Origin of the sequence: Paracoccus aminophilus JCM 7686 (assembly GCF_000444995.1) — a bacterium.
Taxonomy (GTDB): Bacteria; Pseudomonadota; Alphaproteobacteria; order Rhodobacterales; family Rhodobacteraceae; genus Paracoccus; species Paracoccus aminophilus.
Map to the genome: position 1 here is coordinate 1036342 of NC_022041.1, position 25245 is coordinate 1061586.

The following is a 25245-nucleotide window of genomic DNA, read 5'->3' on the forward strand; positions in this document are numbered from 1 at the left end:
CCCGTATGAATCCGGGCAGAAATCCCTGCGCAAAATCAGCGAATAACGATCTCGTCGGCGCGCATGACACCCAGAACCGAGCGGGCGCGCTCGTCCAGAAGGTCGATGTCGAGATATTCATCCGAGAGGCGGCGCGTCAGATTGGCGATCTGATCGACCTCGGCCTGAAGCCGGTCGCGCTCGGCCATCAGGTCCTGAGTTTCCGCCTCAAGCTGGACGCGGCGCAGGATGCCCGAGGGGCCCTGAACCGCGGCAAAGGCGAAGTAAAGACCGGCAAGGACCATGAGAAGGAAGAAGACGATCGCAGAGATCGACAGACGTTGCTGCATGGGTGTCCCGAACTGCTCGTTATGTTTTGCAGACATAATAGCCGGTGCCGGGCGCTTTGGGAATCGTTTTGCGCAGGCGCGGGGCAGGGTGGGCGATCCTTGCCGAATCGATCAAGACGGCGCGCCGGGGTGGGGCTCAGCCCAGAAGATCGGCCAGCACCAAAGCCATGACGCGGGCCGAATCCGCCATATCGGTGACGCTGATCCATTCATCGGGCTGATGGGCGAGATGCAAAAGCCCCGGGCCATAGGCGATGCAGTTCTTCAGCTTGCCGATGCGGTCGATGTGTTTCTGATCGTAAGTGCCGGGGCTGACGACATAGCCCGCCTCGCGGCCCAGAACGCGTTCAATCGCGGCGGCGGTGGTGCGCACGACCGGGGCATCCTTGGCGGTCATCACCGGCTGGACCTCGAAGAGATCGCGGATTTCATAGCTGAAGCTCGGGCGTCTTGCGCGGATGCGCTCGAGCATCGCGGTGATCTCGGCCTTCACCTCGGCAATGTCTTCCTCGATCAGAAAGCGGCGGTCGATAGTGATGCGGCAGCGGTCAGGCACGCAGGGCGCGGGCAGGCCGGTGAAGCCCGCAGGCTGTTCCGCCGCGCCGCCATGGATTGAATTGATGTTGAGCGTCGAGGACCGCGCGCCTTCCGGGATCACCGGCATTTCGGTGTGCTTGCCCGCGAGAAGCGGCCACAGCGTCGCCTCCATTTCCTCCAGCACGGCGCCCATATGGCGCACGGCGCAATCGCCCAGAAAGGGCATCGAGCCATGGGCAATCCGGCCCCGCGTCTCGATCTCGGCCCACCAGACGCCGCGATGGCCAAGGCAGATCTGGTCCTTGTGCAGCGGTTCGGGGATCAGCACGTGACCCACATGGGCGAAATCGCCGCGCTCGGCGAGAAAGGCCACGCCGCCATAGCCGCCCGATTCCTCATCGGCGGTCGCGCTGATTTCGATCGTGCCCGCGTGATCGGGATGGGTCGCGACAAAAGCCTCGGCGGCGATGATGCTGGCGGCCAAGCCGCCCTTCATGTCGCAAGCGCCGCGCCCATAAATGCGGTCGCCTTCAAGCGCGCCGCCAAAGGGATCGCGGGTCCAGCCGTGGCCGACCTCGACCACGTCATGGTGGCTGTTGAAATGCACGCATTCGCCCGGGCGCGTGCCCTTGCGGCGCGCAATGAAATTCCAGCGCGGAAATTCGGCGCAATCGCCCGGCGCGCCCTTGGCTCGGACCAATTCGCAAGCCCAACCCTGTGGGGCCATCCGCGCTTCGAGAAACGCGCAAATATCCAGATAATTTCGCCCCGGCGGGTTCAGCGTCGGAATGCGGATCAGGTCCTGCGTGAGCGCGATCAGATCGGCGCGGCGGCTGAGAATGGCTTCGTGAAGGGAGGCGCGGGGCTCGGTCATGGCAGCAGGCTAGCGCCGGAACCGCGTTGCGGCAACTCCCGCCCGAGGCACAGGCTCCCGCCCGAGGCATAGGCCAGTTCGCTGCTGACCCCGGACGCGGCCCATGCTATCGGAAGGGACGGGCAACAGGGAACGGCAACGAGGAAAAGCCAATGAGGCGCGCGATTTGCATCCCCTTCGGGCGCGAGGGCCACAGATGATGGTTCGCGCATGATGGCTTTCGTCCGGCTGCTCGTCTTTGTCGTGCTGATCGAGCTGGTCTTTTACGCGCTCCTCTCGATCTATATCCGCAGCCTGCGCCGCGAAGAGCTGGAAAAGGAATGGGACAGCCGCCATCCCGACCGGCAGGGCGACAGCTCCGCGCGGCGTGAATTCGTCCGCCGCTCGATGATCGGATTTCGCAAAACCTTACGCGCCCGGCTGGTCGGGCTGGTGCTGATCTTGCCTTTGGTGCTGATCGCCACCATCGTCATCTTGGTGAATTACAATTGAGGAGAGACCCTTTGCGCTACGTCAAGACTGGATTGGCCATCTTTTTCGCGGCCGTGGTCTTTCTCTTCCTCGACTATACTCTGCCCTATAAGCAGACGGTCCGGATCACGAATACCTATAACCGGCTGACCGATATCGGCGCGAATTCGATCTTTTATGCCTCGCCCGATACCGGCACGGTCGAGAACTCCAAGGGCCAGCGCGATGTCCGGTTCATCGACACCGTGCGTCCGAACGGCAAGGTCTATGTCTATCGCAACGAGGACACCGGTTGGATTTGGCCGCCCTTCTTCAAATATGACAGCTCGAACCTGCATTCGCAGGCGACCGATCTGAAATCGACCTCGGATGCGCCGAAATGGGTCTCGGTGACCTCTTACGGCTGGCGGATTGCCTGGCTCTCGGTCTACCCGAATGCGATCAAGATCAAGCCGGTGGACGGGCCGGATGCGCGCCCGACGAATTGGGGGGCGCAGATCACGCTGGTGATCCTCGGCGCGCTTTTGTTCCTGATCTGGCGGATGTGGAACCAGTTCCGCGAACGCACGCTCAGCCCGGCGGCGCGCTCGGTCGATGAGGCTTTTGACCGGGTCGGAGACGATGCGCGTCAGGCCAAAGGGCGGCTGTCGCGCTGGTGGAGCGGCCTTTGGGGCAAGAGGGGCTAGGTCATGGCGGCGCGCAATCCCGGCACGGATTTCCGCCCCGACTGGCTTGAGGCGGTGCGCATCAACACGCCCGCGACCGAGCGGCGAGCAGCCAATCTGACGACGCGGCGCTCGCTCAAGAAAAACTGGCAGATCGCTTGGCTGTTGAATGCGGTCAGCTGCATCGATCTGACCACGCTCTCGGGCGATGACACCGAGAACCGCGTGGCGCGGCTTTGCGCCAAGGCGCGCCAGCCGATCGCGCCAGAGCTTCTGGAGGAGATCGGCGTCACCGGCCTCACCACCGGCGCGGTCTGCGTCTATCCGACCATGGTCGCCGCCGCAAAACGCGCGCTTGCGGGGACCGCGATCCCGGTGGCGAGCGTCGCGACCGGCTTTCCGGCGGGGCTGATGCCGCTGGATCTGCGTCTGGCCGAGATCCGTTATGCCGTGGATCAGGGCGCGGATGAGATTGATATCGTCATTTCGCGCGCGCTGGCTTTGCGCGGCGAATGGGGCGCGCTTTACGACGAGCTCCGCGCGATGCGCGAGGCCTGCGGACCAGCCCGGATGAAGGCCATTCTCGCGACCGGAGAGCTCAAGACCCTGCAAAATGTCGCGAAAGCCAGTCATGTCGCGATGCAGGCCGGGGCGGATTACATCAAGACCTCGACCGGGAAAGAGCCGGTGAATGCGACCTTGCCCGTCAGCCTGACCATGCTGCGCACCATCCGCGATTATCAGGCTTTGACCGGCCACAAGGTTGGTTTCAAACCGGCGGGCGGGCTGAAAACCGCCAAGGATGCGCTGAATTGGGAGGTGCTGATGTTCGAGGAGCTCGGCCGCGACTGGCTTGCGCCCGGGCTGTTCCGCATCGGGGCCTCGTCGCTTCTGGGCGATATCGAGCGCCAGATTCATCACAATGTCACCGGGCGCTATGCCGCCGCCCATCGACTGGCCGCAGGTTGAGGGTAAGATGCCAAGCGTGAGCGAGATTATGGACCATCTGGACTACGGCGCTTCGGTTGAGGACGCGGCGGCGGTCCGCGACTGGCTGGCGCAACATCAAAAGTTTGGCCATTTCATCGGCGGCAGTTTCACCCAGCCGGGCCGGGGCTTTGCGACCAGCGATCCGGCGACCGGCGAGGTTCTCGCCCATGTCAGCCAGGGCGGCGACGAAGATGTCGGCAAGGCGGTCAAGGCGGCGCGCAAAGCCCAGCCCGCTTGGGCGGCGCTTTCGGGCCACGACCGCGCGCGCTATCTCTACGCCATCGCCCGCACCATTCAGAAGCGCGAACGCTTCCTCGCGGTCCTCGAAACGCTCGACAACGGGAAGCCGATCCGCGAGACGCGCGACATCGACGTGCCGCTGGTCGTGCGCCATTTCTACCATCACGCCGGTTGGGCCGAGCTTGCCGAGACCGAGTTCCCCGGCCTGCGCCCGCTTGGCGTCTGCGGCCAGATCATCCCGTGGAACTTCCCGCTTCTGATGCTCGCCTGGAAGGTCGCGCCGGCGCTGGCGGCGGGCAATACCGTCGTTTTGAAGCCTGCCGAATATACACCGCTGACCGCTCTGGCCTTCGCCGAGATTTGCCAACATGTCGGCCTGCCCGCGGGCGTCGTCAATATCGTGACCGGTGATGGCGAGACCGGCGCCGCGCTGGTGCGCGCCAAGACCGACAAGATCGCCTTCACCGGCTCGACCGAGGTCGGGCGCGCGATTGCCCATGCCTTGGCGGGCAGCGGGCGCAAGCTGACCTTGGAGCTTGGAGGCAAATCGCCCTTTGTCGTCATGGAGGACGCCGATCTCGATGCCGCCGTCGAAGGCGTGGTCGATTCGATCTGGTTCAATCAGGGTGAGGTCTGCTGTGCGGGTTCGCGCATTCTGGTCGCGGAAAGCGTCTCGGCCCGGTTCGAGGCGCTGTTGCGCGCCCGGATGGAGAAGCTGCGCGTCGGCGCGCCCTTGGACAAATCGACCGATGTCGGCGCGATCGTCCATCCCGTCCAGAAAGAGCGCATTCTGAAGATTTGTCGCGATGCGGTGGCGGCGGGGGCGGAGCTCGTGGGCGGCGCGCCGCTTGCGGGCTGTTTCGTCGCGCCGGGCTATCTGCGGGGTATCGCGCCCGCCAATCCCGGGATGAGCGAAGAGATTTTCGGCCCGATCGCCACGCTCTCGACCTTCCGCACCCCGGATGAGGCGGCGGATCTGGCCAATAACACCCGCTACGGGCTGGCCGCGAGCATCTGGTCGGAAAGCGCCACGGTCGCGACCGATATGGCGGCGCGGATCAAGGCGGGCGTGGTCTGGATCAATGCGGCGAACCTCTTTGACGCGGCAGCACCCTTTGGCGGGGTGAAGGACAGCGGCTACGGGCGCGAGGGTGGGCGCGCCGGGATGCGCGATTATCTGACGGGACCAGAGGTCAAGGCGCAGGCCGAAAGCAAACCCGCCCCGATCAGCACCGTGCCGGAGGGGCAGACGGGGCAGCGCGCGGGGATCGACCGCACGGCGAAGCTCTATATCGGCGGCGCGCAAAAGCGGCCCGATGGCGGGGCGAGCTATCTTGCCGATGGTGCGCTGATCCCCTTGGGCGGCCGCAAGGACATCCGCAATGCGGTCGAGGCCGCCCATGCGGGACGCGCGAAATGGGCCGGGCTCGGTGCGCATGGCCGCGCGCAGGTGCTCTATTTCCTGGCCGAGAACCTTGAATTGCGCCGTGCCGAGCTGACGGCTCTGGTCGGTGCGCCCGAGGTCGATGTCGCGATCCGTCGCGCCTTCTTCTATGCTGGTTTCGCCGATAAATTCGACGGCGCGACAATCGCGGCCAAGACCGGTCATCTCGTGCTGGTCCAGCCCGAGGCGCAGGGCGTGATCGGCATCACCTGCCCGAATGACGCGCCTTTGGCGGGGTTCCTGTCACTGGTCCTGCCCGCGATTGCGATGGGCAATGCGGTGGTCGCCGTGCCCTCGCAGGATCATCCGCTGGCCGCGCTGACGCTTTACCAGATCTTTGACACTTCGGATCTGCCCGGCGGCACGGTCAATATCGTGACCGGCCCAAGGGATGAGCTCGCGGCCAATCTGGCGAGCCATGACGATGTGCAGGCGATCTGGCATGTCGGGGCCACCGGATCTGCGGGGCTGACGCGCGTCGAGGAAGCCGCAGCCGTCACGCTGAAACCGGTCTGGTCGCCGACGTTGCGAGATTGGACAGCCGCCGCGCAGGGGCGCGATTTCCTGCGCCATGCGACGCGCGACAAGACGATCTGGCTGCCTTACGGCGCCTTGCCCGCAGGCACCGGCAGCGCGGCCTATTAGGGCTACTGGTTGCGCCGCTCGCGCAACCAGCGCAGCCCGGCCTCGGTCGTGGTCTGGGGGATATATTCGGCCCCGACCCAACCGGCATAGCCCGAGGCGCTGACCTCGCGGAAAAAGTCGATATAGCTGATCTCGCTTTGCCTCGGCTCGTGGCGGCCGGGGCAGCCTGCGATCTGGATATGGCGGGCGATTGCGGCATGGCGTTGCCAGCAGGCCAGCGCGTCGCCATGGATCATCTGGGCCTGATAGGCGTCGAAGAGCAGGCCGAGATTGGGCGCGCCGACCTCGGCGATGATTTCGGCGGCGAGATCGAAATCGCTGAGGAAATAGCCCGGCATATCGGTCTGATTCATCGGCTCGATCAGCAGGCTCGCCTGAGGTGCGCGCTCGACCGCCCATTTGAGATTGTTCACGAAACACTCGCGCGCGACCGGACCTGCGGCTTTGCCCGCCATGATCTGGACGTGACGGGCGCGCAGGGTTTGCGCGAGGGCCATCGTCTTGTCGAAATCCTGACGAAACCGGGCCTCGCCCCCTGGTTCGGCGGCAAAGCCGCGCGGGCCACCCGCCCAGTTCGGCGGCGGGCAGTTCATCAGCACGAAGTCGAGCCCGGCGCCGGCAAGGCAACCCGACAGCTCTTTCGTGGCAATGTCATAAGGAAACAGGATCTCGACCCCGCCAAACCCCGCCTTGCGGGCGGCGGCAAAGCGCAGGGGCATCGGCAGTTCGGTGAAAAGATAGGTCAGATTCGCAGCAAAATTCGCCATTGGGGCTTAGGGCTCCAGAGAAAAGCTCTGCCCGCCAGAGCGCAGCGTCAGCCGCCCCTCCGGCCCGAACTCGGCCAGATCGGCGAGGCGATAGAAGGTCTTGCGGTCGATCAACGCCTCGAGCCCGCGCCGCACATGCAGATAGGGACGGGGGATTTCGGGCGTTCCCGCCATGCGGATCTCATGGCCGGGGCCTGCGGTGATTCTTTCGCCGACATTGGTCGTGAAGGTGACCGAGGGCGCGCCGCCCCCTTCGTCGAGATCCACATCGACGGCCAGAAAGGGCGCATCGACCACGCGGATGCCCACTTTTTCGACCGGGGTGACAAGGAAATACTTGTCCTCTTCCCGCTTCAGGATGGTCGAGAAGAGCCGCACCATTTCCGGGCGTCCGATCGGGGTGCCATTGTAAAACCACGTTCCGTCCGCGCGGATTTCCATGTCGAGATCACCGCAAAAGGGCGGGTTCCAGAGATGGACCGGCGCCGAGCCGCGCGCGCCCGCGCTCTTGGCCGCAGCCAGCAGCCCCTCGGCTGCGGGAGGGGGAGCCTCAGCCGCAATGGTCCCGGGTGTGGCGGCTTTGCCTGCCCCCCCGGCGCTCACGCTTTTGTCAGTCATATTGGCCATTCCCTGTGGAGCCCGTTTATGGCTGTCTCTATGCTGTCCTAGAACAGATGAAGGGCAATGTCATGGCGGTGGATGAAAATCTGGTTTCCGAAGTCGAAACACTGACCCGGCGGCTGTCGCAGGCCAAGACCAGTGTCGAGCAACGCTTCGTTGGCCAGAAGGCGGTGGTCGAGCAGGTGTTGGCCGCGATTCTGTCGGGCGGCCATGCGCTGCTCGTCGGCCAACCGGGCCTTGGCAAGACCATGCTCGTCGATACGCTGGCGACCGTGCTCGGGCTGGAAACCGCGCGTGTCCAGTTCACGCCTGACCTCATGCCCGCCGATATCCTCGGCTCGGAAGTGCTCGATGTGAAGCCCGATGGAAGCCGCGCCTTCCGCTTCATCGAGGGGCCGGTCTTTACCCAGCTCTTGATGGCCGATGAGATCAACCGCGCCAGCCCGCGCACGCAATCGGCGCTGTTGCAGGCGATGCAGGAGGGCGAGGTCACGATCAGCGGCGAGCATCGCACGCTTGGCCGCCCCTTCCATGTGCTCGCGACCCAGAACCCGATCGAGCAAGAGGGCACCTATCCCTTGCCCGAGGCCCAGCTCGACCGCTTCCTCTTGCAGGTCGATGTCGATTATCCCGACCGCGACACCGAGCGCGCGATCCTACTCGCCACCACCGGGGTCGAGCAGGGCGCGGCCCATGCGGTCTTTTCCCCCGATGAGCTGATCGCGGCGCAGGCGCTGATCCGACGGATGCCGGTCGGGGAAACCGTGCTCAATGCGATCCTCGATCTCGTGCGCGCGGCCCGCCCCGGCGCCCCCGAGGCGCCCGCCTGGACCGCCGAGACGCTGGTCTGGGGCCCGGGCCCGCGTGCCGCGCAATCGCTGATGATGGTCACGCGCGCCCGTGCCGCTTTGCAGGGCCGCTTTGCGCCGACGCTTGACGATGTCGCGGCCATGGCCGCGCCGGTGCTGCGCCACCGCATCGCGCTCTCCTTCGCGGCGCGCGCCCGCGGCGAGACCGTCGATGCCGTGATCGCCCGTCTGCAGGGCGCCCGGGGTCAGGCCGCCGCGTGAGCCGTTCCGCCGATCAACTTCGCGCCGATGCCGAGGTCGCCGCAGGTGGCTTGCCCGCGCTTTTGCTTGCCGCCGAGCGGCTGAGCGCGGCACTGGTCAGCGGCAGCCACGGCATGCGCCGCGCCGGGATCGGCGAGGAGTTCTGGCAATATCGTCCGGCGATGGCCGGAGATGATGCCCGCTCGATCGACTGGCGCCGCTCGGCGCGCTCGGACGGGCAGTTCATCCGCGACCGCGAGGCGCAGATCGCGCAATCCGCTGCCCTTTGGGTGGCGCGCGGGCAGGGAATGGATTTCACCGGCGGCCCGGACCGCCCGACCAAGCGCCACCGCGCCGAGATTCTCGCGCTGGCCCTGACCATGGCCTTGCTGCGCGGCGGCGAGCGCGTGGCGCTTCTGGGCGAGGTCCCGCGTCCGGGCAGGCTTCAGGCCGAGCGGATCGCGCAAAGCCTGCTCGAGCCCACGCCCGCCGCGATCGGCGATGACGAGGACCCGCCTGCCGCGCTGATCCGTCCGGGCCAGCAGATCGTGCTGATCTCGGATTTCCTCGGCGATCCCGAACCGGTGATCGGCTTTCTCACCCGCGCGGCCGCGATGGGCGTCAAAGGGGCGCTGTTGCAGGTGCTCGACCCCGATGAGGAAAGCTTCCCCTTCGAGGGCGCAGTGCTCTTCCGTTCCGCCGCCGGTGGCGCCAGCCATGACACGCGCGACGCCAAGGGCCTGCGCGCGGCCTATCTCGACCGGCTGGCAGAGCGCAAAAGCCTGCTCACCCGCGCCGCGACCGAGGCAGGCTGGCATTTCAGCAGCCATGACACCTTAAGCCCGCCCTCTGCCGCGCTCTTGTGGCTTTCCGCCGTGCTGGAGGGCTGATGCTGATCCTTGGTCCCTTGGGTTTTACCGCGCCCTGGCTCTTGCTGGCGCTGGCCGCTCTGCCGGTCCTTTGGGTCATCCTGCGCGCCCTGCCGCCTGCGCCGAAGCTTCTGCGCTTCCCCGGCACGCGGCTGCTCGCCGGGCTGAAGGATCCCCATCCGGTGGCGCAGCGCACGCCGTGGTGGCTGCTCATCTTGCGCTTGGCGGCGCTTGCCGCGCTGATCCTCGCCTTCGCCGGTCCGCTCTGGAAGCCGCGCCCGGATGCGGCGGGGACGGGACCGCTGCTGGTCATGGTCGATGGCGGCTGGGCTGCGGCGCCGGGCTGGTCCGAGGTCCAGACCCGTGCCGCGCGCGAATTCGACCGCGCCGCCTCGGCGGGCCGGGCAGCGGCGCTGATCCTCGCCGATGGCCGGACCGAAGACATCGTGCCCTTCGCGGCGGGCGATGCGCTGGCCGCCCGGATCCGCGCGGCGCAACCCCAGCCCTGGGCCACGCGCTATCCCCCCGATCCCGAGGCGGCGCTGGCGGCGGTGCCTCAAGGCCAACTGCGCACCCTCTGGCTCAGCGACGGGCTCGATCATCCGGGCCGCGAGATCTGGCTCGAGGCTTTGCGCAAACGCGGCCCGGTCACCGTGGTGATGCCGGAGGCCCCGGTCCAGTCCTTGGCGCTGGCACCGGGCGATCAGCCCGTGCTCACCCACCGCGCCACCGCCACCGGTCCAGCGCCGGTGATCCGCGCGGTCGGCCCCGACCCGCAGGGCGTGCTGCGCGAATTGGCGGTGCTGACGCCCGGAGAACCCGTGACCGAGGCCGGCGTCACCCGCCGCCTCGTCCCGGTCGATCTGCCCGCCGAGCTGCGCAACCGCATCCAACGCTTTGAAATCGAAGGCCAACCGGCGGCCGGAACCGTGGTGCTCGCCGATGACCGCATCCGTCGCCGCAAGGTCGCTCTGGTCGGCGATGATCGCGCCAGCGAGGGGCAGGAGCTGCTCTCGCCGCTCCATTACCTGCGCGAGGCGATCGCGCCGAATTCCGATCTCATCGAGGGCAGCCTCGCCGAGGTGCTGCAAGCCGCGCCCGATGTCGTCATCCTCGTCGACCAGACCGGCCTCCCGGGCATGGCGGGGCTTGCTGATTGGGTCGAGCAGGGCGGCCTCCTGATCCGCTTCGCCGGTCCGCGCATGGCCGCCTCCGACCGGCTGGCTGAAGAAGAACTCCTGCCGGTGCGCCTGCGTCCGGGCGGGCGCGACATCGGTGGCGCGCTCAGCTGGGGCGAGCCGCGCCGTCTTGCCGCCTTCGACAGCACCGGCCCCTTCGCCGGGCTCAGCGCCCCCGAAGATGTCACCATCCGCGCCCAGCTCCTGCCAGAGCCCGCGCCCGATCTGCAAAGCCTGACGCTGGTCCAGCTCTCCGACCGCACGCCGCTGGTCACGCGCGAACGCTTGGGCGAGGGTCAGGTCGTCCTCTTCCACACGACGGCCAATGCGGAATGGAGCAATCTGCCGCTCTCGCTCCTCTTCCCACAAATGCTCGACCGCCTGATCCAATCGGCGCGCAGCAGCCAAACTTCCGGCGAAAGCGATGCGGCCGAACAGCCGTTCTGGACTGCGCAATCCTTGCTCGACGGCTTTGGCCGCGCCATGCCCGCGGGCGATCTCGCCCCAGTCGCGGCAGGCGATTTCGCGCAAGGCCCCAGCCCGATCGCCCCGGCGGGCATCTATGCCGCAGGCGAACGTCGCGCGGCGCTCAATGCCGGGGGCGAGCTCATCCCGGCGCGCTGGGACGGCGTCACCGTTGAGACCCGCGACATCGCGCCGGGCGTCGACCTCAAAGGCTGGCTGCTCGCGCTGGCCGCGCTCCTCCTCGTCCTTGATGCGCTGGCCAGCGCCATGCTCTCGCGTGGCAGAAAGGCGGCGGCGTGATGCGTCTTTCATGGTTAAATATCTCCGCCGGAGGCATGCTGAGGCTGCTCGCTCTGGTGATGCTGACGGCTCTCGCCCCCCTTCTTGCCCCCGCACTTGCCTCCGCGCAAAGCCTCGATCCCGACAGCCGCTTGATGCGCGCGGCCAATGCCGATGCTCTGGCCTATGTCATCACCGGTGACGCCGAGATTGACCGCGCCTCCGAGGCCGGGCTCAAGGGGCTCTCGCAGGTGCTGGCCGAACGTACGACGGTGCGGCCGGGTGCGCCGATCGGCATCGATCTCGATCAGGATGATCCGGCGCTTTTGACCTTCCTTTACTGGCCGGTCACCGACAGCCAGCCGCTACCCTCGCCTGCGGCCTATGCCCGGCTCAACCATTTCCTGCGCTCGGGCGGCATGATCCTCTTTGACACGCGCGATGGCGATATTGCGGGTCTCGGCGGGCCTGATGGCACGGCGGCGCTGAAGGCCTTGGCCGCACCGCTCGACATTCCGCCGCTCGCGCCGGTGCCCCATGACCATGTCCTGACCCGGACCTTCTATCTGCTTCAGGACTTCCCCGGGCGCTATGCGGGCAATCCGATCTGGGCCGAGGCGCCGAGTTCCGATGCCGCCGCCGCCGAAGGCGTGCCCTTCCGCAATCTCAATGACGGGGTCTCGCCGGTGATCATCGGGCCGAATGCCTGGGCCGAGGCCTGGGCCGTCGATGACCGCGGCCTGCCGCTTTACGCGGTCGGCACCGGCTTTGAGGGCGAGCATCAGCGCGAGATGGCCTATCGCTTCGGCGTCAATCTGATCATGTATGCGCTGACCGGGAATTATAAATCCGATCAGGTCCATGTCCCGGCGCTGCTCGATCGCCTCAAGGTCGAGGAGGTGCCGCAATGACCGGTCTTGGCTTCGACCCGCTTCTGCCCTGGCCGATTGTCGCGGCGCTCGCCCTGATGGCGGTGCTGGTCGCGCTTTGGGCGCTCTGGAGCGGGCTGCGCGGCTGGATCTGGCGCGGGCTTGCCGGGCTGGTCGCGGCTCTGGCCTTGGCCGGGCCGTTGATCGAGGCGGGGGTGCGCAGCGGGCTTTCCGATATCGTCATCCTGATCGACGATCGCAGCGACAGCCAGACCTTGCTCGGGCGCAGCGCCCAGACCGATCAGGCGGTGACCGAGCTGACCCAGAAGCTTCAGGCCCTGCCGAATACCGAAATCCGCCGCATCACCGTCGGCAATGACCGCGAAGGCACCCTGCTTGGCTCGGCGATCACCCGCGCGCTTGCGGCAGAGCCCGAGGCTCGGGTTGCGGGCGTCATTGCCGTGACGGACGGGCGGCTCCACGATGAGGCGATGCTTCCCGCCACTGCGCCCGCGCCGGTCCATGTGCTCCTCACCGGCAATCCCAGCGATTGGGACCGGCGTCTGGTCATCGAAGAGGCCCCGGCCTTCGCGCTGATCGGCCAGCCCGCGACCATTCGGCTGCGCATCGAGGATCAGGGCAATGTGCCCGCCTCGGTCGCCGCGCAGCCCGCCACCATCCGCCTCTCGGTCGATGGTGGCGAAAGCCAAAGCGCAGCGATCCCGCCGGGCGTGCCCTTCGAGCTGAAGGTCACTCCCGATCATGCGGGCCAAAACGTCGTCTCGATCGGCTTTGACACGCCGCAATCCGAGGTGCCGGAGCTGACCACGCGCAACAATTCCGCCGCGATCCAGATCGAGGGCGTGCGCGACCGCCTGCGCGTCCTGCTGGTCTCGGGTGAGCCCCATGCCGGAGAGCGGACATGGCGCAACCTGTTGAAATCGGATGCGAATGTCGATCTGATCCATTTCACCATCCTGCGCTCGCCCGACAACAGCGACCCGGTGCCGGTCGATGAGATGTCGTTGATCGCTTTCCCGACCCGCGAGCTCTTCATGGAGCGGATCAAGGATTTCGATCTCATCATCTTCGACCGCTATTCGGTGCGCGGCATCCTGCCCCCCGAATATTACGACAATATCGTGCGCTATGTGCAGGACGGCGGCGCGGTTCTGGTCGCGGCCGGGCCGGAAATGGCCACGGTCGAAAGCCTCAACCTCTCGCCTCTGGGCCAGATCCTGCCGGGAAAACCCACCGGGCGGCTCTTCGAGCAGCCCTTCCTGCCGCGCCTGACGCCCGAAGGCGAACGCCATCCGGTGACGGCGGGGCTTCCGGGCGCGCCGGGGCCCGAGGATAAAGGTCCGCATTGGGGGCGCTGGCTGCGCATGTCGCAGATGCAGCCCGTGCCCGGCGCCGAGGTCGTACTCAAGGGCGCCGAGGACCAGCCGCTTCTGGTCCTGAACCGCGTCGGCAAGGGCCGGGTGGCGCTGCTGTCCTCGGATCAGGTCTGGCTCTGGGGGCGTGGCTTTGAAGGCGGCGGGCCGCAGCTCGAATTGCTGCGCCGGATTGCCCATTGGACGATGAAAGAGCCCGAGCTCGAGGAAGAGACATTGCTGGCCGATGTCGGGCGCGAGCTGCGCGTGACGGTGACGCGGCGGACGATGAAGGATCAGGCCGGGCCGGTCAAAATCACCGGACCCGAGGGCTACAGCCAGGATCTGCCCCTGACCGCCGCCGGTCCCGGCGTCTTCAGCGCGGTCTGGCAGGCACCGGGCGAGGGGCTTTACCGGCTCAGCGACGGCGAGATCACCCGCGTCGTGGCGCTCGGCCCCGCCGTACCGCGTGAATTTGAGCAAACCGTCGCCAGCGGCGAGGGCTTTACCAAGCTCACCGAGGCGACACAGGGCGGGATCCTGCATCTCTCGGACGGGGTCCCGGCCTTGCGCACGGTCCGGCCGGGGCGCTCGGCCCATGGTCAGGGCGTTACGGGCGAGTGGATCGCGATCACCCCGCGCGAGGCCGCGACGGTGACCGGGCGCACCCATTATCCGCTGCTGCCGGGCTGGGCCTGGCTTGCGCTGATCGCGGGGCTGGTGCTCATCGGCTGGCTGCGTGAGGGCCGCGCCCGCGCGCTCTGAGCGCGCCTGGAACCGGGGTTTGGCAGAAAATCCTTTGCCTGCGCCGATGTCTGGGAAACTTGCCAAGGCCTCAGCCCGTTGCTAGGCAGACGAAAACGACCCGAGAGGAATGCCGATGGCCACCGAAGACAGCAGCTACGTTCCCCCGACCGAGGTGGATATCGCGATGATCAAGCGGCTTATTCCGCATCGCTATCCCTTCCTCTTGGTCGACAAGGTCAAGGACATCGTCGCGGGCGAAAGCTGCGTCGGCGTCAAGAATGTGACCTCGAACGAGCCCCATTTCGAAGGCCATTTCCCGCAAGAGCCGGTGATGCCGGGCGTGCTCATCATCGAGGCCATGGCGCAGGCGGCGGCGGTTCTGGTCGGCGCGACGCTCGATCTCGCCGACAAGGGCATGGGCACCTATTTCATGTCGATCGACAAATGCCGCTTCCGCAACAAGGTCGTGCCGGGAGATGTGCTTGAATTGCATATGAAAACCCTGCGTGGCGGCGGCAAGATCTGGAAATTCGAGGGTCGCGCCATCGTCAATGGCGTGCTGTGCGCCGAGGCCGAGGTCATGGCCATGCTGAACCGGACCGACAATGGCTGAGACCCGCATCCATCCCAGCGCGATCATCGAACCCGGCGCCGAGATCGGCCCGGGTTGCGAGATCGGTCCGTTCTGCATCGTCGGACCCGAGGTGCGTCTGGGCGCGGGGGTGACCTTGCAATCCCATGTCGTGCTGACCGGCGCGACGACCATCGGCGATGAGACCGCGATTTTCCCCTTCGCCTCGATCGGGCAGGCGCCGCAGGATCTGAAATTCAAGGGCGAGAAGACGCAGCTGATCATCGGCAAGCGCAACCGCATCCGCGAATATGTGACGATGAACCCCGGCACCGAAGGCGGCGGCGGGATCACGCAGGTTGGCGATGACGGGCTCTTCATGGCGGGCGCTCATGTCGCCCATGATTGCCGGATCGGCGACCGGGTCATTCTGGTCAACCACGTCTCGGTCGCGGGCCATTGCGTGCTTGAAGACGATGTCATCGTCGGAGGGCTCTCGGGCGTTCATCAATTCGTGCGCATCGGCCATGGCGCGATGATCGGCGCCCTGAGCATGGTCACCGCCGATGTCATCCCCTTCGGTCTGGTGCAGGGGCCGCGCGCTCATCTTGACGGGCTGAACCTCGTCGGGCTGAAGCGGCGCGGCGCCTCGCGCGATGAAATCCACGCGTTGCGCGATCTGCTGGGCAAGCTCGGCGGCGGCGCCTTCCGCGACACCGCGCGCCATATGGCCGAGGAGGAGCATCCCGCCAAGATCCGCGAAGTGCTCGATTTCATCCTCGGGCCCTCGGATCGCAGCTTTCTGGCGCCCCATCCATGAGCCGCATTGCCATTATCGCAGGCGAGGGGGAGCTCGCCCCCGCCATCGTGGCCGAGCTGGACGCGCCGCTGATCTATGCGCTCGCCGGGCTCTCGCCCAAGGTCGCGGCCGAGCCCTTCCGGCTCGAACGGCTGATCCCCTTCCTCGACCATCTCTTGGATCACGACGTGTCCGAAGTGGTCTTTGCCGGAGCGATCCGGCGGCCGAAGCTTGAGCCCGATCTGTTCGATCCGCGCACGCTGCAAATCGTGCCGCGCATCATCGCGGCGATGCAAACCGGCGATGATGCCGCCTTGCGCGAGGTGTTGGCGGTCTTCGAGGAAAGCGGGCTTGCAGTGCGCTCGGTCGAAGAGATCGCGCCGGGGCTGGTGCCGGGCGCGGGGCTGCTCGCAGGCGCGCCCTCGGACCGCGACCGCAAGGATGCCGAGGAAGCCGCGCGCATCGTCTCGGGGCTTGGCGGCTATGACATCGGGCAGGGCGCGATCGTCGCTCAGGGCCTGTGCATGGCGGTCGAGGCGCTTCCGGGCACCGATGCGATGTTGGAGTTCGCCGCGAAGTTCCGCGATCTGCGCCCCAATCCGAAAGGCGCGAAAGGCGTGCTCTACAAGGCGCCGAAGCCCGGACAGGACCGCCGCATCGACCTGCCGACGCTCGGCCCGGAAACCGTGCGCCGCGCCGCCGAGGCCGATCTGGCCGGGATCGCCTGGGAAGCGGGCGGGGTCATCTTGCTCGACCGCGCCCGCACAATTGCCGATGCCGAAGCGGCGGGGCTTTTCCTTTGGGCGCGCGACTGACACGGGCCGGATCGGGCGAGCCTCGCCCGGTCAAGCGGGCCGGATGCCCTCAACGACCCGCGCGCGGCCCGCGCCGCGGGGGTGGATGCCGCAGGAGTGGATCATGCGCTATTTCCTGATTGCCGGAGAGCCCTCGGGCGACAATCTCGGCGCGGCCCTGATGGCGGGGCTGCGCGCGCTTGACCCCGAGGCGGAATTCGCGGGCGTCGGCGGGCGCGCGATGATGGCGCAGGGGATGGAGAGCCTCTTTCCGATGGAAGAGCTCTCGATCATGGGCATTGCCGAGGTGCTGCCCAAATATTTCCACCTCAAGCGCCGCATTGCCGAAACCGCGCGCGCGGTCGCGGAATTCGCGCCCGATGCGCTGATCACCATCGACAGTCCGGATTTCTGCCTGCGCGTCGCCAAATCGGCCCGCGCGCTGAACCCGGGGCTGCGCACCATCCATTATGTCGCGCCCTCGGTCTGGGCCTGGCGCGCGGGGCGGGCGGCAAAAATGGCGAAGGTGATCGACCATGTGCTGGCGATCCTGCCGTTCGAGCCGCCGCTGATGGAGGCCGCGGGGATGAGCTGCGATTTCGTCGGCCATCCGATCGCGGCGGAAGCGCAGGCGGGCCCCGGTGAGGCCGCGGCCTTCCGCGCGGCGCAAGGCATTGCCCCGGACGCGCCGCTGCTTCTGTGCCTGCCGGGCTCGCGCCGGACCGAGGTTGGCCGTCTCGGCCCGCGCTTTGGCGAGGCGCTGCGCCTGCTTGGCGCGCAAATGCCCGCGCTGCGCGTCGTCATTCCGACCGTGCCGAATGTCGCGGCTCTGGTGCGCGAGATGACCGCCGACTGGCCAAGCGCGCCGGTCGTCATCGAGGACAGCGCGGCCAAGAAAGCGGCCTTCGCGGCGGCGGATGTCGCGCTGGCGGCTTCGGGGACGGTGAGCCTCGATCTGGCCGCCAATGGCGTGCCGATGGTGATTGGCTATGACGTCGCGCCGCTCAGCCGCCTGCTGATGGGGCTGCTTTTGAAAACCGATACGGTGACGCTGGTCAATCTGGTCAGCGAGACCCGCGCGGTGCCGGAATTTCTGGGGAAGGCCTGTCAGCCCGGCCCGCTTGCCGGGGCTCTGGCCGATCTGTGGAACGACCCCGAGGCTCGGGATCGCCAGGTGGCCGCGATGGATCTGACCATGGCGCGGCTGGGGCGCGGCGGCGAGGCTCCGGGCCTGCGCGCCGCGCGGTCTGTCCTCGACGCGATCAGAGCGCGGCGGTGACGATGACCTCGACCTTATAATCCGGGGTCGCCAGAGCCGCTTCGCCGGTGGCGCGAGCGGGCGTATGGCCTGCCGGAACCCAAGCGTCCCAGACCGCATTCATCGCCGCGAAATCGGCGTTGATATCGGCCAGCCAGATCTGCGCCTTGAGGATGCGCGTCTTGTCGGTTCCGGCGGCTGCCAGCAGACGGTCGACTTCGGCGAGGCAGGTTTTGGTCTGCTCGGTCACGGAATCGCCGGCATTGCCGACCTGACCGGCCAGATAGACGGTGCCGTTGTGCACGACGGCTCCGCTCATACGTGCGCCGACGTCGATACGCTTGATCTCCGACATGGGTAGTCCTCTCTTTGAGATGGCCGGGCCGGGGCCGCGACCGGATGAATAATGCTGTCATGCCAAAGCACGGCGCCGCGATCAATGCCGCGATCAACCTGCCGCGCGACCCGGCTTAAACCGGATCGAAGCTGACGAGATAAAGCGTGCCGGTGCCGCGGGCTTGCAGCGCGGCCTCGGGTCGTTCGAGCCGCAGGCAGTCGAGCTTGCCAAGCGCGGTCCCCGCAACCTCAACTCGACCGGTGCCGCAAAAGATCAGGCAGGTCTCGCCCGAGACCGGCAGGCTAATCTCTCCGGCGATTTCATGGCGCGTCAGGCGATGGGTGACGCGCCCGCGCCGGGACATGGCGTTGAGATCGGTGATCTCCGACCCGATCAGCCGGGCCGAGGTCGGTGCATCGGCCGGGAAGGAGAAGGGCGCGGTGTCCTGACGCAGCTCGGTCTCGCCAAGGCCTTCGACCGCAAGCAGGATGCCGTCGCCCTCAAGCACGGACAGGCTGCGGTCGATGCCCGGGAAGACCGAGAACGGCCCGTCGGTTGCGACGCTCGCCGTGCTTAGGCGCCAATCGAAATCATCGGTGCTGGCGCCTTCGGGGTGAATGGCAATCTCGATGGTGATGCCTTTGCCGTTCTTCCACGGCATACGGCGGTGATCTTCGGCGCGGAGGAGGGTCATCTTCGTCCTGTTGCTGCGATCCGGCGGGCAAACCCCGCGTCAACTGCGATCTAGCCCGCTTGGCGCGTCAAGGTCCAGTGCTGGACGCGACGGCGCATCGGACCTAGATTCGGCGCGTGGCAGCAGGGAGCACCGCCGGATGGGCTGGCTCGACCGAATCGCAGAACGGCTGATGCTCAAGGCGCGTGCCGAGGGGAAGTTGTCCGGCCTTGCCGGCGAGGGCAAACCCTTGCCCGCCCATCCCGAAGAGGCGATGATCGACACCGGCACCGCGCTTGGCTATCGCATCATGGCCGAGGCGGGCGTCCTGCCCACCGAAATCGTCATCAAGAAAGAGATCGACGCGCTGCGGCTTGCACTCGCGGATCTGCCCGAAGGCGAGGACCGCCGCGCGGCGCTGGCCCGTTTGGCCGATCTGGAAATGCGCCATGCCATGGCCCAAGAAGCCCGCCGCGCCTTCATGCGTTGAAACGCGAAGGATATGAGCCCGCGAGGAAGAATGGATTCGGATATGTCGGGAAGATCTGGAGCGGGTGAAGGGAATCGAACCCTCGTATTCAGCTTGGGAAGCTGCTGCTCTACCATTGAGCTACACCCGCGACCCGGCCCGAGTAGCGCGCCCGGCGCGGCGCGTCAAGACGGGTTCGCAGGTGGGGCGGTCAGCGCAGACCCATTTCCGCCAAAGCATCGGCGATGGCGGTGGGCAGAGAGGGCTCTTCCTCGCGGCCTTGCGGCAGGTCGGGCGGGCTTTCCTCGCCCTTGAGATAGCGCCAGCCCTGGAAGGGGCGGCGCGGGGTGGCTGCGACGCGGACAAGCTCGGGGTCGAGGACAAGAGCGCAGCGCGCGATCCCGTCTTCGCCGATCCGCTCTTCAAGCCCGATCAGCCGCTGACGCGCCAGCATCACGCCCTTGAAGACCCAATAGATCGAGCCGCCATCGAGCAGCTCGGCCTCGCGCTTGGGCCACATCCGCGTGACATGGCAGGGGGATTCGCCCTGCCAGCGTTGCTGCTGCCAGGCGGCGAGCTCGGTCGGGGAATCGCAGCCGACGCAGAGTTTGATGAGATTGAGTGGTGCGGTCATGGCCGAAGACATAGGCCCGGCCGAGAGCCGCCGCAAGCGCCTGCGCTGAATGTGACGAGGCGGGACCTAGGCCAAGCCCACACCAAGCCGCTATCAGACCGACAGCAAACCGACGCCAAACCGACACCAAACGGACGCGGGGACGGGGTTGCACCTCTGAGGCGGCGGGTTTACCGCTGGCAGGTAAGACAGGAAAACCTCATGACAACGCACGCCCCCCATCCGGTCCGCCGGCTGCCTCTGCCTGAATTCGTGGCAATGATGGCGCTGGTGTCGGCCGTCGTCGCCTTTTCGATCGACTCGATGCTGCCCGCGCTGCCCGAAATCGCGCTGGAGCTGACCCCCGGCGACCTGAACCGCGCCCAGCTGGTGCTGACCGCCTTCATGGCGGGCATGGGATTCGGCACCTTCTTCTCGGGGCCGCTCTCTGATGCGATCGGGCGCAAACCCGCGATCACCTTTGGCTTCGCGCTTTATGCCGTGGCGGCGCTGGCGGCCTCGCAGGCGCAATCGCTGGAGTTCCTGCTGGCCGCGCGTTTCGTCATGGGGCTGGGGGCCTCGGCGCCGCGAATTTCCAGCATGGCGCTGGTGCGCGATCTCTATCAGGGCCGCGAGATGGCGCGGATCACCAGCTTTGTCTCGATGGTCTTCATCCTGATCCCGGCGGTGGCACCGCTGCTCGGGCGTCAGGTCATCCATCTGTTTGGCTGGCATGGGGTCTTCGGGTCGTTCGTCGTGCTGGCGGTGATCGGGGCAACTTGGGTCAACCTGCGCCAAGCCGAGACCCTCCCGCGCGAGATGCGGCGCGGCTTCAGTGCGAAATCGCTGGTCTCGGGCATTATCGAGGTCGCGTCGAACCGGCAGGTCATGCTGATCACCGTGGTGCTGGCGCTTGGCTTTGGTCAGATGTTCGCGCTGCTGAGCTCGGCCGAACAGATCTTCCGCGTCATCTATGACCGCGGCGAGAGCTTCCCCTATTGGTTCGCGATCATGGCGCTCTTTGCCGGTTCGGCGAGCCTCCTCAACGCCAAGATGGTCTTCCGCTACGGCATGAAGCGCATGGCGCGCGAGGCCTATGTGATGCAATCGGTGATCTCGCTGGTGATGGTGGTGCTGATCTATGGCGATCTGCTGCCCGAAGTGCTGCGCTTCCCGGTCTTCTTCTTCTGGGCGGTGACGGTCTTTGCCATGGCGGGGGTGACTTTCGGCAATCTCAACGCGCTGGCGCTGCAGAAGATGGGCCATATCGCGGGCACGACGGCCTCGGTGGTCTCGGCCTTCTCGACCTTCGGCGCGGTGGCGATCGCGGCGCCGATCGGGCTGCTCTTTGACGGCACCTTGCGCCCGATGGTGGCGGCGACGCTGATCTGCTCTTGCCTCGCCACGGTGCTGATGAGCCGGATCCGCGAGGGCTGAGCCTGCGCGCAGAGCAGCGATCTTAGGCGGCGACCGCAAGGCGCCGCCTTTTTCATGGGCGCAGGCCCGCGCATTTAGACGGCAGGCGGGGCGGGCGATTTCGGGCAAAATAAAAGGCCCCGCGAGGGGCCTGAAGGTCCGGTCGATCCGGAAGGAATGGCAGCCCGTAGGGGAGTCGAACCCCTCTTTTCAGGTTGAAAACCTGACGTCCTAACCGATAGACGAACGGGCCATTCCAATCCCGTGCGGTGTAACCCGCGCGGTGTGAGGCGGTGTTTAGGCCAGCCCGAAGATGGCCGCAAGGGGGGAACTGAGCTTTTCCGACATTCCTGCGAAGATTATATGTCGCCGCGCGATTTCAAAGGCTTTCGCGCGAAGAATGTGGGAATTTTCAGGATTTTCGGCAAAATAAAAGGCCCCGCGAGGGGCCTGAAGGTCCGGTTGATCCGGAAGGAATGGCAGCCCGTAGGGGAGTCGAACCCCTCTTTTCAGGTTGAAAACCTGACGTCCTAACCGATAGACGAACGGGCCATTCCAGTCCCGTGCGGTTCAACCCGCGCGGTGTGGAGCGGTGTTTAGGGCAGGGTGCGAAAGCTCGCAAGAGGAAAAGTCACCTCGCGCGAAAATAGTTCGCACCCGCCGGTCATGCCACTTCGGCGGCATCGTCGAGACGCAGCCGCACGCGCTCTTTGCCGCCCCAAAGCGAAAGTTCGAGCTTGCCCGCCAGATGGAAGCGCCGCCCCTTGGCGCCCAGCATCCCGGGGCCAAGCGGCCCGTTCATCGCGCCCCAGGCGACGGCCTCGACCGGCTGCGAGCCGGGGCTGCGGAAGCGCAGGCGCAGGTGGCTGTCGCCCATCGTGGTGACGTTCTCGACCAGCTGCTCGGCAAAGGCAAAGCGCGGGGCGGGAGCGGCCTGCCCGAAGGGGCCAGCGCGTTCGAGCAGATGCATCATCTCGACCGAGGCACCCTGCGGATCCAAAAGGCCCGAGATCCGCAGATCATTGACGCCCGAGCGCTCGGCCATTTCGCGCGACAAGAGCTCGGCGAGACGCGCCATCGCCTGCGGGATCAGCTCTTCGGCGACGGTCAGCCCGGCCGCCATGGCATGTCCGCCGCCCTTGATCAGCAGGCCCTCGCTGGCAAGGCGCTGGATCGCACGGCCGAGATCGACGCCCGGCACCGAGCGGGCCGAGCCCTTGCCGATACCGCGCTCGACGCCGATGACGACCGAGGGCAGGTTCACCGCCTCTTTCACCCGCGCTGCGACAATGCCGACAACGCCGGGATGCCAACCCTCGCCCGCCGCCCAGGCGAGCGGGCCGGGCGCGGCGGCAAGATGAGCCTCGACCTGAGCCAGAGCCTCGTCGCGGACAGCGGCCTCAATGGCGCGGCGGTCGCGGTTGAGCTCATCGAGCTGCTTGGCCAAGGCCTCGGCGCGGCGCGGATCGGTGGTGGAAAGGCAAAGCGCGCCCAGATCGGCCCGACCGACCCGGCCACCGGCATTGATGCGCGGCCCGAGGAGAAAGCCGAGATGAAAGGCGCTCGGCGCCGAATCAAGCCGCGCGACATCCGAAAGCGCCGAGAGGCCGACACGCTCGCGCCGGGCCATGACCACTAGCCCCTGCCGGACAAAGGCGCGGTTGACGCCAATCAGCGGCGCGACATCGGCCACAGTCGCCAAGGCGACCAGATCGAGCATCGCGATCAGATCGGGCTGGGCGCGCCCGGATTCGCGCAGAAGCTTGTTCGCCTGAACCAGCGTCAGAAAGACCACGCCCGCCGCACAAAGATGGCCCAAGGAGCCGTCTTCATCCTGCCGGTTCGGGTTCACCACGGCCAGCGCCGGGGGCAGGGTTTCGCCACCCTGATGGTGGTCGAGCACAATCACATCGGTGTCCTTGGCCGCCGCTAAGGCGTCATGGCTCAGCGTGCCACAATCGACGCAGATGATCAGATCATGGGCACTGGCGAGCTGGCTGATCGCGGGCGCATTCGGGCCATAGCCCTCGTCAATCCGGTCGGGAATATAAAGCGTGGTCTCGCGCCCCTGCGCGCGGAACCAGTCGATCAGCAGCGCCGCCGAAGAACCGCCATCGACATCGTAATCAGCAAAGATCGCGACGCGCTGGCCGCTGTTCGCCGCCGCGACAATACGCTCGGCCGCGGGCGCCATATCGCGCAGGCGCAGCGGATTGGGCAGCAGATCGCGCAATTTGGGCTCTAGATAGCCCTGCGCATCGGCGGCAGTGACCTCGCGCGAGGCCAGCACACGGGCGATTGGCAAGGGCAGGGCGGACTCTTGCGCCAAGGCCTCAGCCGCGCGCTCGAGCGCAGGGTCAGGGGAAAGCCAGCGGCGGCCGGTCAGGGAGTTTTCGACATTCAGAAAAGCGCTCATGCTTGGGTTTCTGCGCCAGTCGCGGCAGGCTTGCAAGCCCGGCGGCTTGGGGGCGCGGACCGCCGCACGAAAGCCGCATGAAAAAGGCGGCATGCCCTGCGACATGCCGCCCTTGAAACGCCTACAGCGCCGATCAGCGGATCGGGTTGCGATAGATCATGCGGCGGATCGAGCCGGTTTTAGAACGCATGAGAATGGTCTCGGTCTGGAGGTAATGAGGCTGACGCTTGACGCCCTGCACGATCGAGCCATTGGTCACGCCGGTCGCGGCAAAGATCACATCGGCCGTCACCAGCTCATCGCGCGAATAGATGCGGTTGAGATCGGTGATGCCCGCCTTATGGGCGCGGCCGCGCTCATCATCGTTACGGAACAGAAGCCGCCCCCACATCTGCCCGCCCATGCATTTGAGCGCCGAGGCCGCCAGAACGCCCTCAGGAGCGCCGCCCGAGCCCATATACATGTCGATCCCAGTCAGCTCGGCCTCGGCGACATGGATCACGCCCGCGACATCGCCATCGGTGATCAGACGGATCCCCGCGCCGGTCGAACGCACTTCCTCGACCAGATCTTCGTGGCGCGGACGTTCGAGAATGCAGCAGGTGATGTCGCTGGCAGCAACGCCGCGCGCTTTGGCCAAAGCATGAACGCGCTCGGAGGGCGTCATTTCAAGGTTGACGATGTCCTTGGGATAGCCCGGGCCGATGGCGAGCTTGTCCATATAGACGTCGGGCGCGTGCAGCAGCGTGCCGCGCGGCGCCATGGCGATCACGGTCAGCGCATTCGGCATGTCCTTGGCGGTCAGCGTCGTGCCTTCCAGCGGATCCAGCGCGATATCAACCTCGGGGCCATTGCCCGAGCCGACCTCTTCGCCAATGTAAAGCATCGGCGCCTCGTCGCGCTCGCCCTCGCCAATGACGACGACGCCCTTGATGTCGAGCAGGTTGAGCTGTTCGCGCATCGCATTGACGGCCGCCTGATCGGCCGCCTTTTCATCGCCTCGCCCGATCAGGCGGGCCGAGGCATGAGCAGCAGCCTCACTGACACGGGCAAGCCCGAGAGAGAGCATCCGGTCATTGAAATCGGTGGAGGGCATCGCAATATTCCTTAGGCAATATGCTGGTTTGCCGGGGTTCTAAGCCCGAGGAGGGGGTGCAGCAAGTCTGTGTGCGCTAACGGCTCAGATTTCATGGAGTTCAAGCGCGAGGGCATGGATTCGCGGCACGATATCACCAAGCGTCTCATGGATCAGCCGGTGTCGTGCAATCCGGCTTAACCCGGCAAAACGCGGGCTCGAGATACGGATGCGGAAATGGCTCTCACCGCCGTCGCGAAAGCCGGAGTGCCCGCGATGCCCCTCGCTTTCATCAATGATTTCCAGTATTTGCGGATCGAGCGCCGATAGCCGTGCCCGCATCTCGTCGGCAATCATCCCGACCCCCCTTTTCTCAGACGTGAAATAGCCTAAACTACTGCTCCCGAATAAG

At 66.5% G+C, this 25245-nt stretch carries 25 protein-coding genes and 3 tRNA genes; 15 read left to right on the forward strand and 13 right to left on the reverse strand.

Annotated features, from left to right (window positions below):
- Positions 1 to 35 precede the first annotated feature (35 nt).
- Together JCM7686_RS05155 and JCM7686_RS05160 are read right to left on the reverse strand one after the other, a co-directional pair.
- Positions 36 to 329, reverse strand: a complete 294-nt coding sequence (locus JCM7686_RS05155; RefSeq protein WP_020949803.1) for an FtsB family cell division protein — start codon at positions 327 to 329, stop codon at positions 36 to 38.
- A gap of 136 nt (positions 330 to 465) precedes the next feature.
- Positions 466 to 1740: an acetylornithine deacetylase/succinyl-diaminopimelate desuccinylase family protein gene (locus JCM7686_RS05160; RefSeq protein ID WP_020949804.1), complete on the reverse strand. Its 1275-nt coding sequence runs from the start codon at positions 1738 to 1740 to the stop codon at positions 466 to 468.
- A gap of 210 nt (positions 1741 to 1950) precedes the next feature.
- On the opposite strand from JCM7686_RS05160, the gene JCM7686_RS05165 reads away from it, so the two are divergent.
- From JCM7686_RS05165 to JCM7686_RS05180, 4 genes are read left to right on the forward strand one after another with little or no spacing between them, the layout of a single operon-like run.
- Entirely contained in the window at positions 1951 to 2232 is a 282-nt protein-coding gene (locus JCM7686_RS05165; RefSeq protein WP_020949805.1) for a hypothetical protein, read from the forward strand.
- An 11-nt stretch (positions 2233 to 2243) separates the two neighbouring features.
- Positions 2244 to 2897, forward strand: a complete 654-nt coding sequence (locus tag JCM7686_RS05170) for a DUF1523 family protein (protein WP_041527142.1) — start codon at positions 2244 to 2246, stop codon at positions 2895 to 2897.
- A 3-nt stretch (positions 2898 to 2900) separates the two neighbouring features.
- Positions 2901 to 3845: a deoxyribose-phosphate aldolase gene (gene deoC, locus JCM7686_RS05175; RefSeq protein ID WP_020949807.1), complete on the forward strand. Its 945-nt coding sequence runs from the start codon at positions 2901 to 2903 to the stop codon at positions 3843 to 3845.
- Between the two features lie 7 nt (positions 3846 to 3852).
- Entirely contained in the window at positions 3853 to 6195 is a 2343-nt protein-coding gene (locus JCM7686_RS05180; protein ID WP_020949808.1) for an aldehyde dehydrogenase family protein, read from the forward strand.
- Positions 6196 to 6197: 2 nt separating this feature from the next.
- On the opposite strand, the gene JCM7686_RS05185 is transcribed toward JCM7686_RS05180, so the two are convergent.
- Entirely contained in the window at positions 6198 to 6962 is a 765-nt protein-coding gene (locus JCM7686_RS05185; RefSeq protein WP_020949809.1) for a hydroxypyruvate isomerase family protein, read from the reverse strand.
- Positions 6963 to 6968: 6 nt separating this feature from the next.
- On the reverse strand, positions 6969 to 7580 hold the full coding sequence (locus tag JCM7686_RS05190) for a DUF1285 domain-containing protein (protein ID WP_020949810.1): 612 nt from the start codon (positions 7578 to 7580) through the stop codon (positions 6969 to 6971).
- A 71-nt stretch (positions 7581 to 7651) separates the two neighbouring features.
- Between JCM7686_RS05190 and JCM7686_RS05195 the strand changes: the two genes are divergently transcribed.
- The 9 genes from JCM7686_RS05195 (at position 7652) to lpxB (ending at position 17855) form a co-directional block, all read left to right on the forward strand.
- Positions 7652 to 8653 carry an AAA family ATPase gene (locus JCM7686_RS05195; RefSeq protein WP_020949811.1) on the forward strand — a complete coding sequence of 334 codons (1002 nt, stop codon included), beginning with the start codon at positions 7652 to 7654 and terminating at the stop codon, positions 8651 to 8653.
- On the forward strand, positions 8650 to 9522 hold the full coding sequence (locus JCM7686_RS05200; protein ID WP_020949812.1) for a DUF58 domain-containing protein: 873 nt from the start codon (positions 8650 to 8652) through the stop codon (positions 9520 to 9522). Before JCM7686_RS05195 ends, JCM7686_RS05200 begins: the two co-directional genes overlap by 4 nt.
- Positions 9522 to 11444, forward strand: a complete 1923-nt coding sequence (locus tag JCM7686_RS05205) for a BatA domain-containing protein (protein ID WP_020949813.1) — start codon at positions 9522 to 9524, stop codon at positions 11442 to 11444. The genes JCM7686_RS05200 and JCM7686_RS05205 overlap by 1 nt, the downstream gene beginning before the upstream one ends.
- A 35-nt stretch (positions 11445 to 11479) precedes the next feature.
- Positions 11480 to 12334, forward strand: coding sequence for a DUF4159 domain-containing protein (locus JCM7686_RS25110; protein WP_328286679.1), 855 nt, complete (start codon positions 11480 to 11482; stop codon positions 12332 to 12334).
- Complete coding sequence (locus JCM7686_RS05210) at positions 12331 to 14430, forward strand: hypothetical protein (RefSeq protein ID WP_020949815.1); 2100 nt, start codon at positions 12331 to 12333, stop codon at positions 14428 to 14430. Before JCM7686_RS25110 ends, JCM7686_RS05210 begins: the two co-directional genes overlap by 4 nt.
- Before the next feature lie 115 nt (positions 14431 to 14545).
- A complete protein-coding gene (fabZ, locus tag JCM7686_RS05215; protein ID WP_020949816.1) occupies positions 14546 to 15025 on the forward strand; it encodes a 3-hydroxyacyl-ACP dehydratase FabZ in 480 nt (159 codons plus the stop codon).
- Complete coding sequence (gene lpxA / locus JCM7686_RS05220) at positions 15018 to 15803, forward strand: acyl-ACP--UDP-N-acetylglucosamine O-acyltransferase (protein ID WP_020949817.1); 786 nt, start codon at positions 15018 to 15020, stop codon at positions 15801 to 15803. Before fabZ ends, lpxA begins: the two co-directional genes overlap by 8 nt.
- Positions 15800 to 16597, forward strand: a complete 798-nt coding sequence (locus JCM7686_RS05225) for an LpxI family protein (protein WP_020949818.1) — start codon at positions 15800 to 15802, stop codon at positions 16595 to 16597. The genes lpxA and JCM7686_RS05225 overlap by 4 nt, the downstream gene beginning before the upstream one ends.
- Positions 16598 to 16700: 103 nt before the next feature.
- Positions 16701 to 17855, forward strand: coding sequence for a lipid-A-disaccharide synthase (gene lpxB, locus JCM7686_RS05230; RefSeq protein ID WP_041527614.1), 1155 nt, complete (start codon positions 16701 to 16703; stop codon positions 17853 to 17855).
- Here lpxB and JCM7686_RS05235 read toward each other — a convergent pair.
- Together JCM7686_RS05235 and JCM7686_RS05240 are read right to left on the reverse strand one after the other, a co-directional pair.
- Positions 17839 to 18189 (reverse strand): RidA family protein, encoded by a 351-nt coding sequence (locus tag JCM7686_RS05235; RefSeq protein WP_020949820.1) that lies wholly within the window; start codon positions 18187 to 18189, stop codon positions 17839 to 17841. The two genes, lpxB and JCM7686_RS05235, sit on opposite strands and share 17 nt — an antisense overlap.
- A gap of 115 nt (positions 18190 to 18304) precedes the next feature.
- Positions 18305 to 18865 carry a HutD/Ves family protein gene (locus JCM7686_RS05240; protein WP_020949821.1) on the reverse strand — a complete coding sequence of 187 codons (561 nt, stop codon included), beginning with the start codon at positions 18863 to 18865 and terminating at the stop codon, positions 18305 to 18307.
- A 139-nt stretch (positions 18866 to 19004) separates the two neighbouring features.
- Here JCM7686_RS05240 and JCM7686_RS05245 point away from each other — a divergent pair, with 139 nt between their 5' ends.
- On the forward strand, positions 19005 to 19334 hold the full coding sequence (locus JCM7686_RS05245) for a DnaJ family domain-containing protein (protein ID WP_020949822.1): 330 nt from the start codon (positions 19005 to 19007) through the stop codon (positions 19332 to 19334).
- 56 nt (positions 19335 to 19390) lie between these two features.
- Here the strand turns inward: JCM7686_RS05245 and JCM7686_RS05250 are convergent.
- Positions 19391 to 19464: transfer RNA gene (locus JCM7686_RS05250), tRNA-Gly, on the reverse strand.
- Positions 19465 to 19524: 60 nt separating this feature from the next.
- Positions 19525 to 19947, reverse strand: coding sequence for a DUF1489 family protein (locus JCM7686_RS05255; RefSeq protein ID WP_041527615.1), 423 nt, complete (start codon positions 19945 to 19947; stop codon positions 19525 to 19527).
- On the opposite strand from JCM7686_RS05255, the gene JCM7686_RS05260 reads away from it, so the two are divergent.
- Positions 19843 to 21363 (forward strand): multidrug effflux MFS transporter, encoded by a 1521-nt coding sequence (locus JCM7686_RS05260; protein ID WP_268935165.1) that lies wholly within the window; start codon positions 19843 to 19845, stop codon positions 21361 to 21363. The two genes, JCM7686_RS05255 and JCM7686_RS05260, sit on opposite strands and share 105 nt — an antisense overlap.
- Before the next feature lie 157 nt (positions 21364 to 21520).
- Here the strand turns inward: JCM7686_RS05260 and JCM7686_RS05265 are convergent.
- The 5 genes from JCM7686_RS05265 to JCM7686_RS05285 all read right to left on the reverse strand — a co-directional run bounded on the left by JCM7686_RS05265 (position 21521) and on the right by JCM7686_RS05285 (position 25190).
- A tRNA-Glu gene (locus JCM7686_RS05265) sits at positions 21521 to 21595 on the reverse strand.
- A gap of 224 nt (positions 21596 to 21819) precedes the next feature.
- Positions 21820 to 21894, reverse strand: a tRNA-Glu gene (locus tag JCM7686_RS05270).
- 112 nt (positions 21895 to 22006) lie between these two features.
- The gene (gene recJ, locus JCM7686_RS05275) at positions 22007 to 23758 is read right to left on the reverse strand and encodes a single-stranded-DNA-specific exonuclease RecJ (protein WP_041527143.1); all 1752 of its coding nucleotides are present in this window, start codon (positions 23756 to 23758) and stop codon (positions 22007 to 22009) included.
- Positions 23759 to 23891: 133 nt separating this feature from the next.
- Complete coding sequence (gene glpX / locus JCM7686_RS05280; protein ID WP_020949826.1) at positions 23892 to 24854, reverse strand: class II fructose-bisphosphatase; 963 nt, start codon at positions 24852 to 24854, stop codon at positions 23892 to 23894.
- An 84-nt stretch (positions 24855 to 24938) separates the two neighbouring features.
- A complete protein-coding gene (locus JCM7686_RS05285; RefSeq protein ID WP_020949827.1) occupies positions 24939 to 25190 on the reverse strand; it encodes a BolA family protein in 252 nt (83 codons plus the stop codon).
- Positions 25191 to 25245 lie beyond the last annotated feature (55 nt).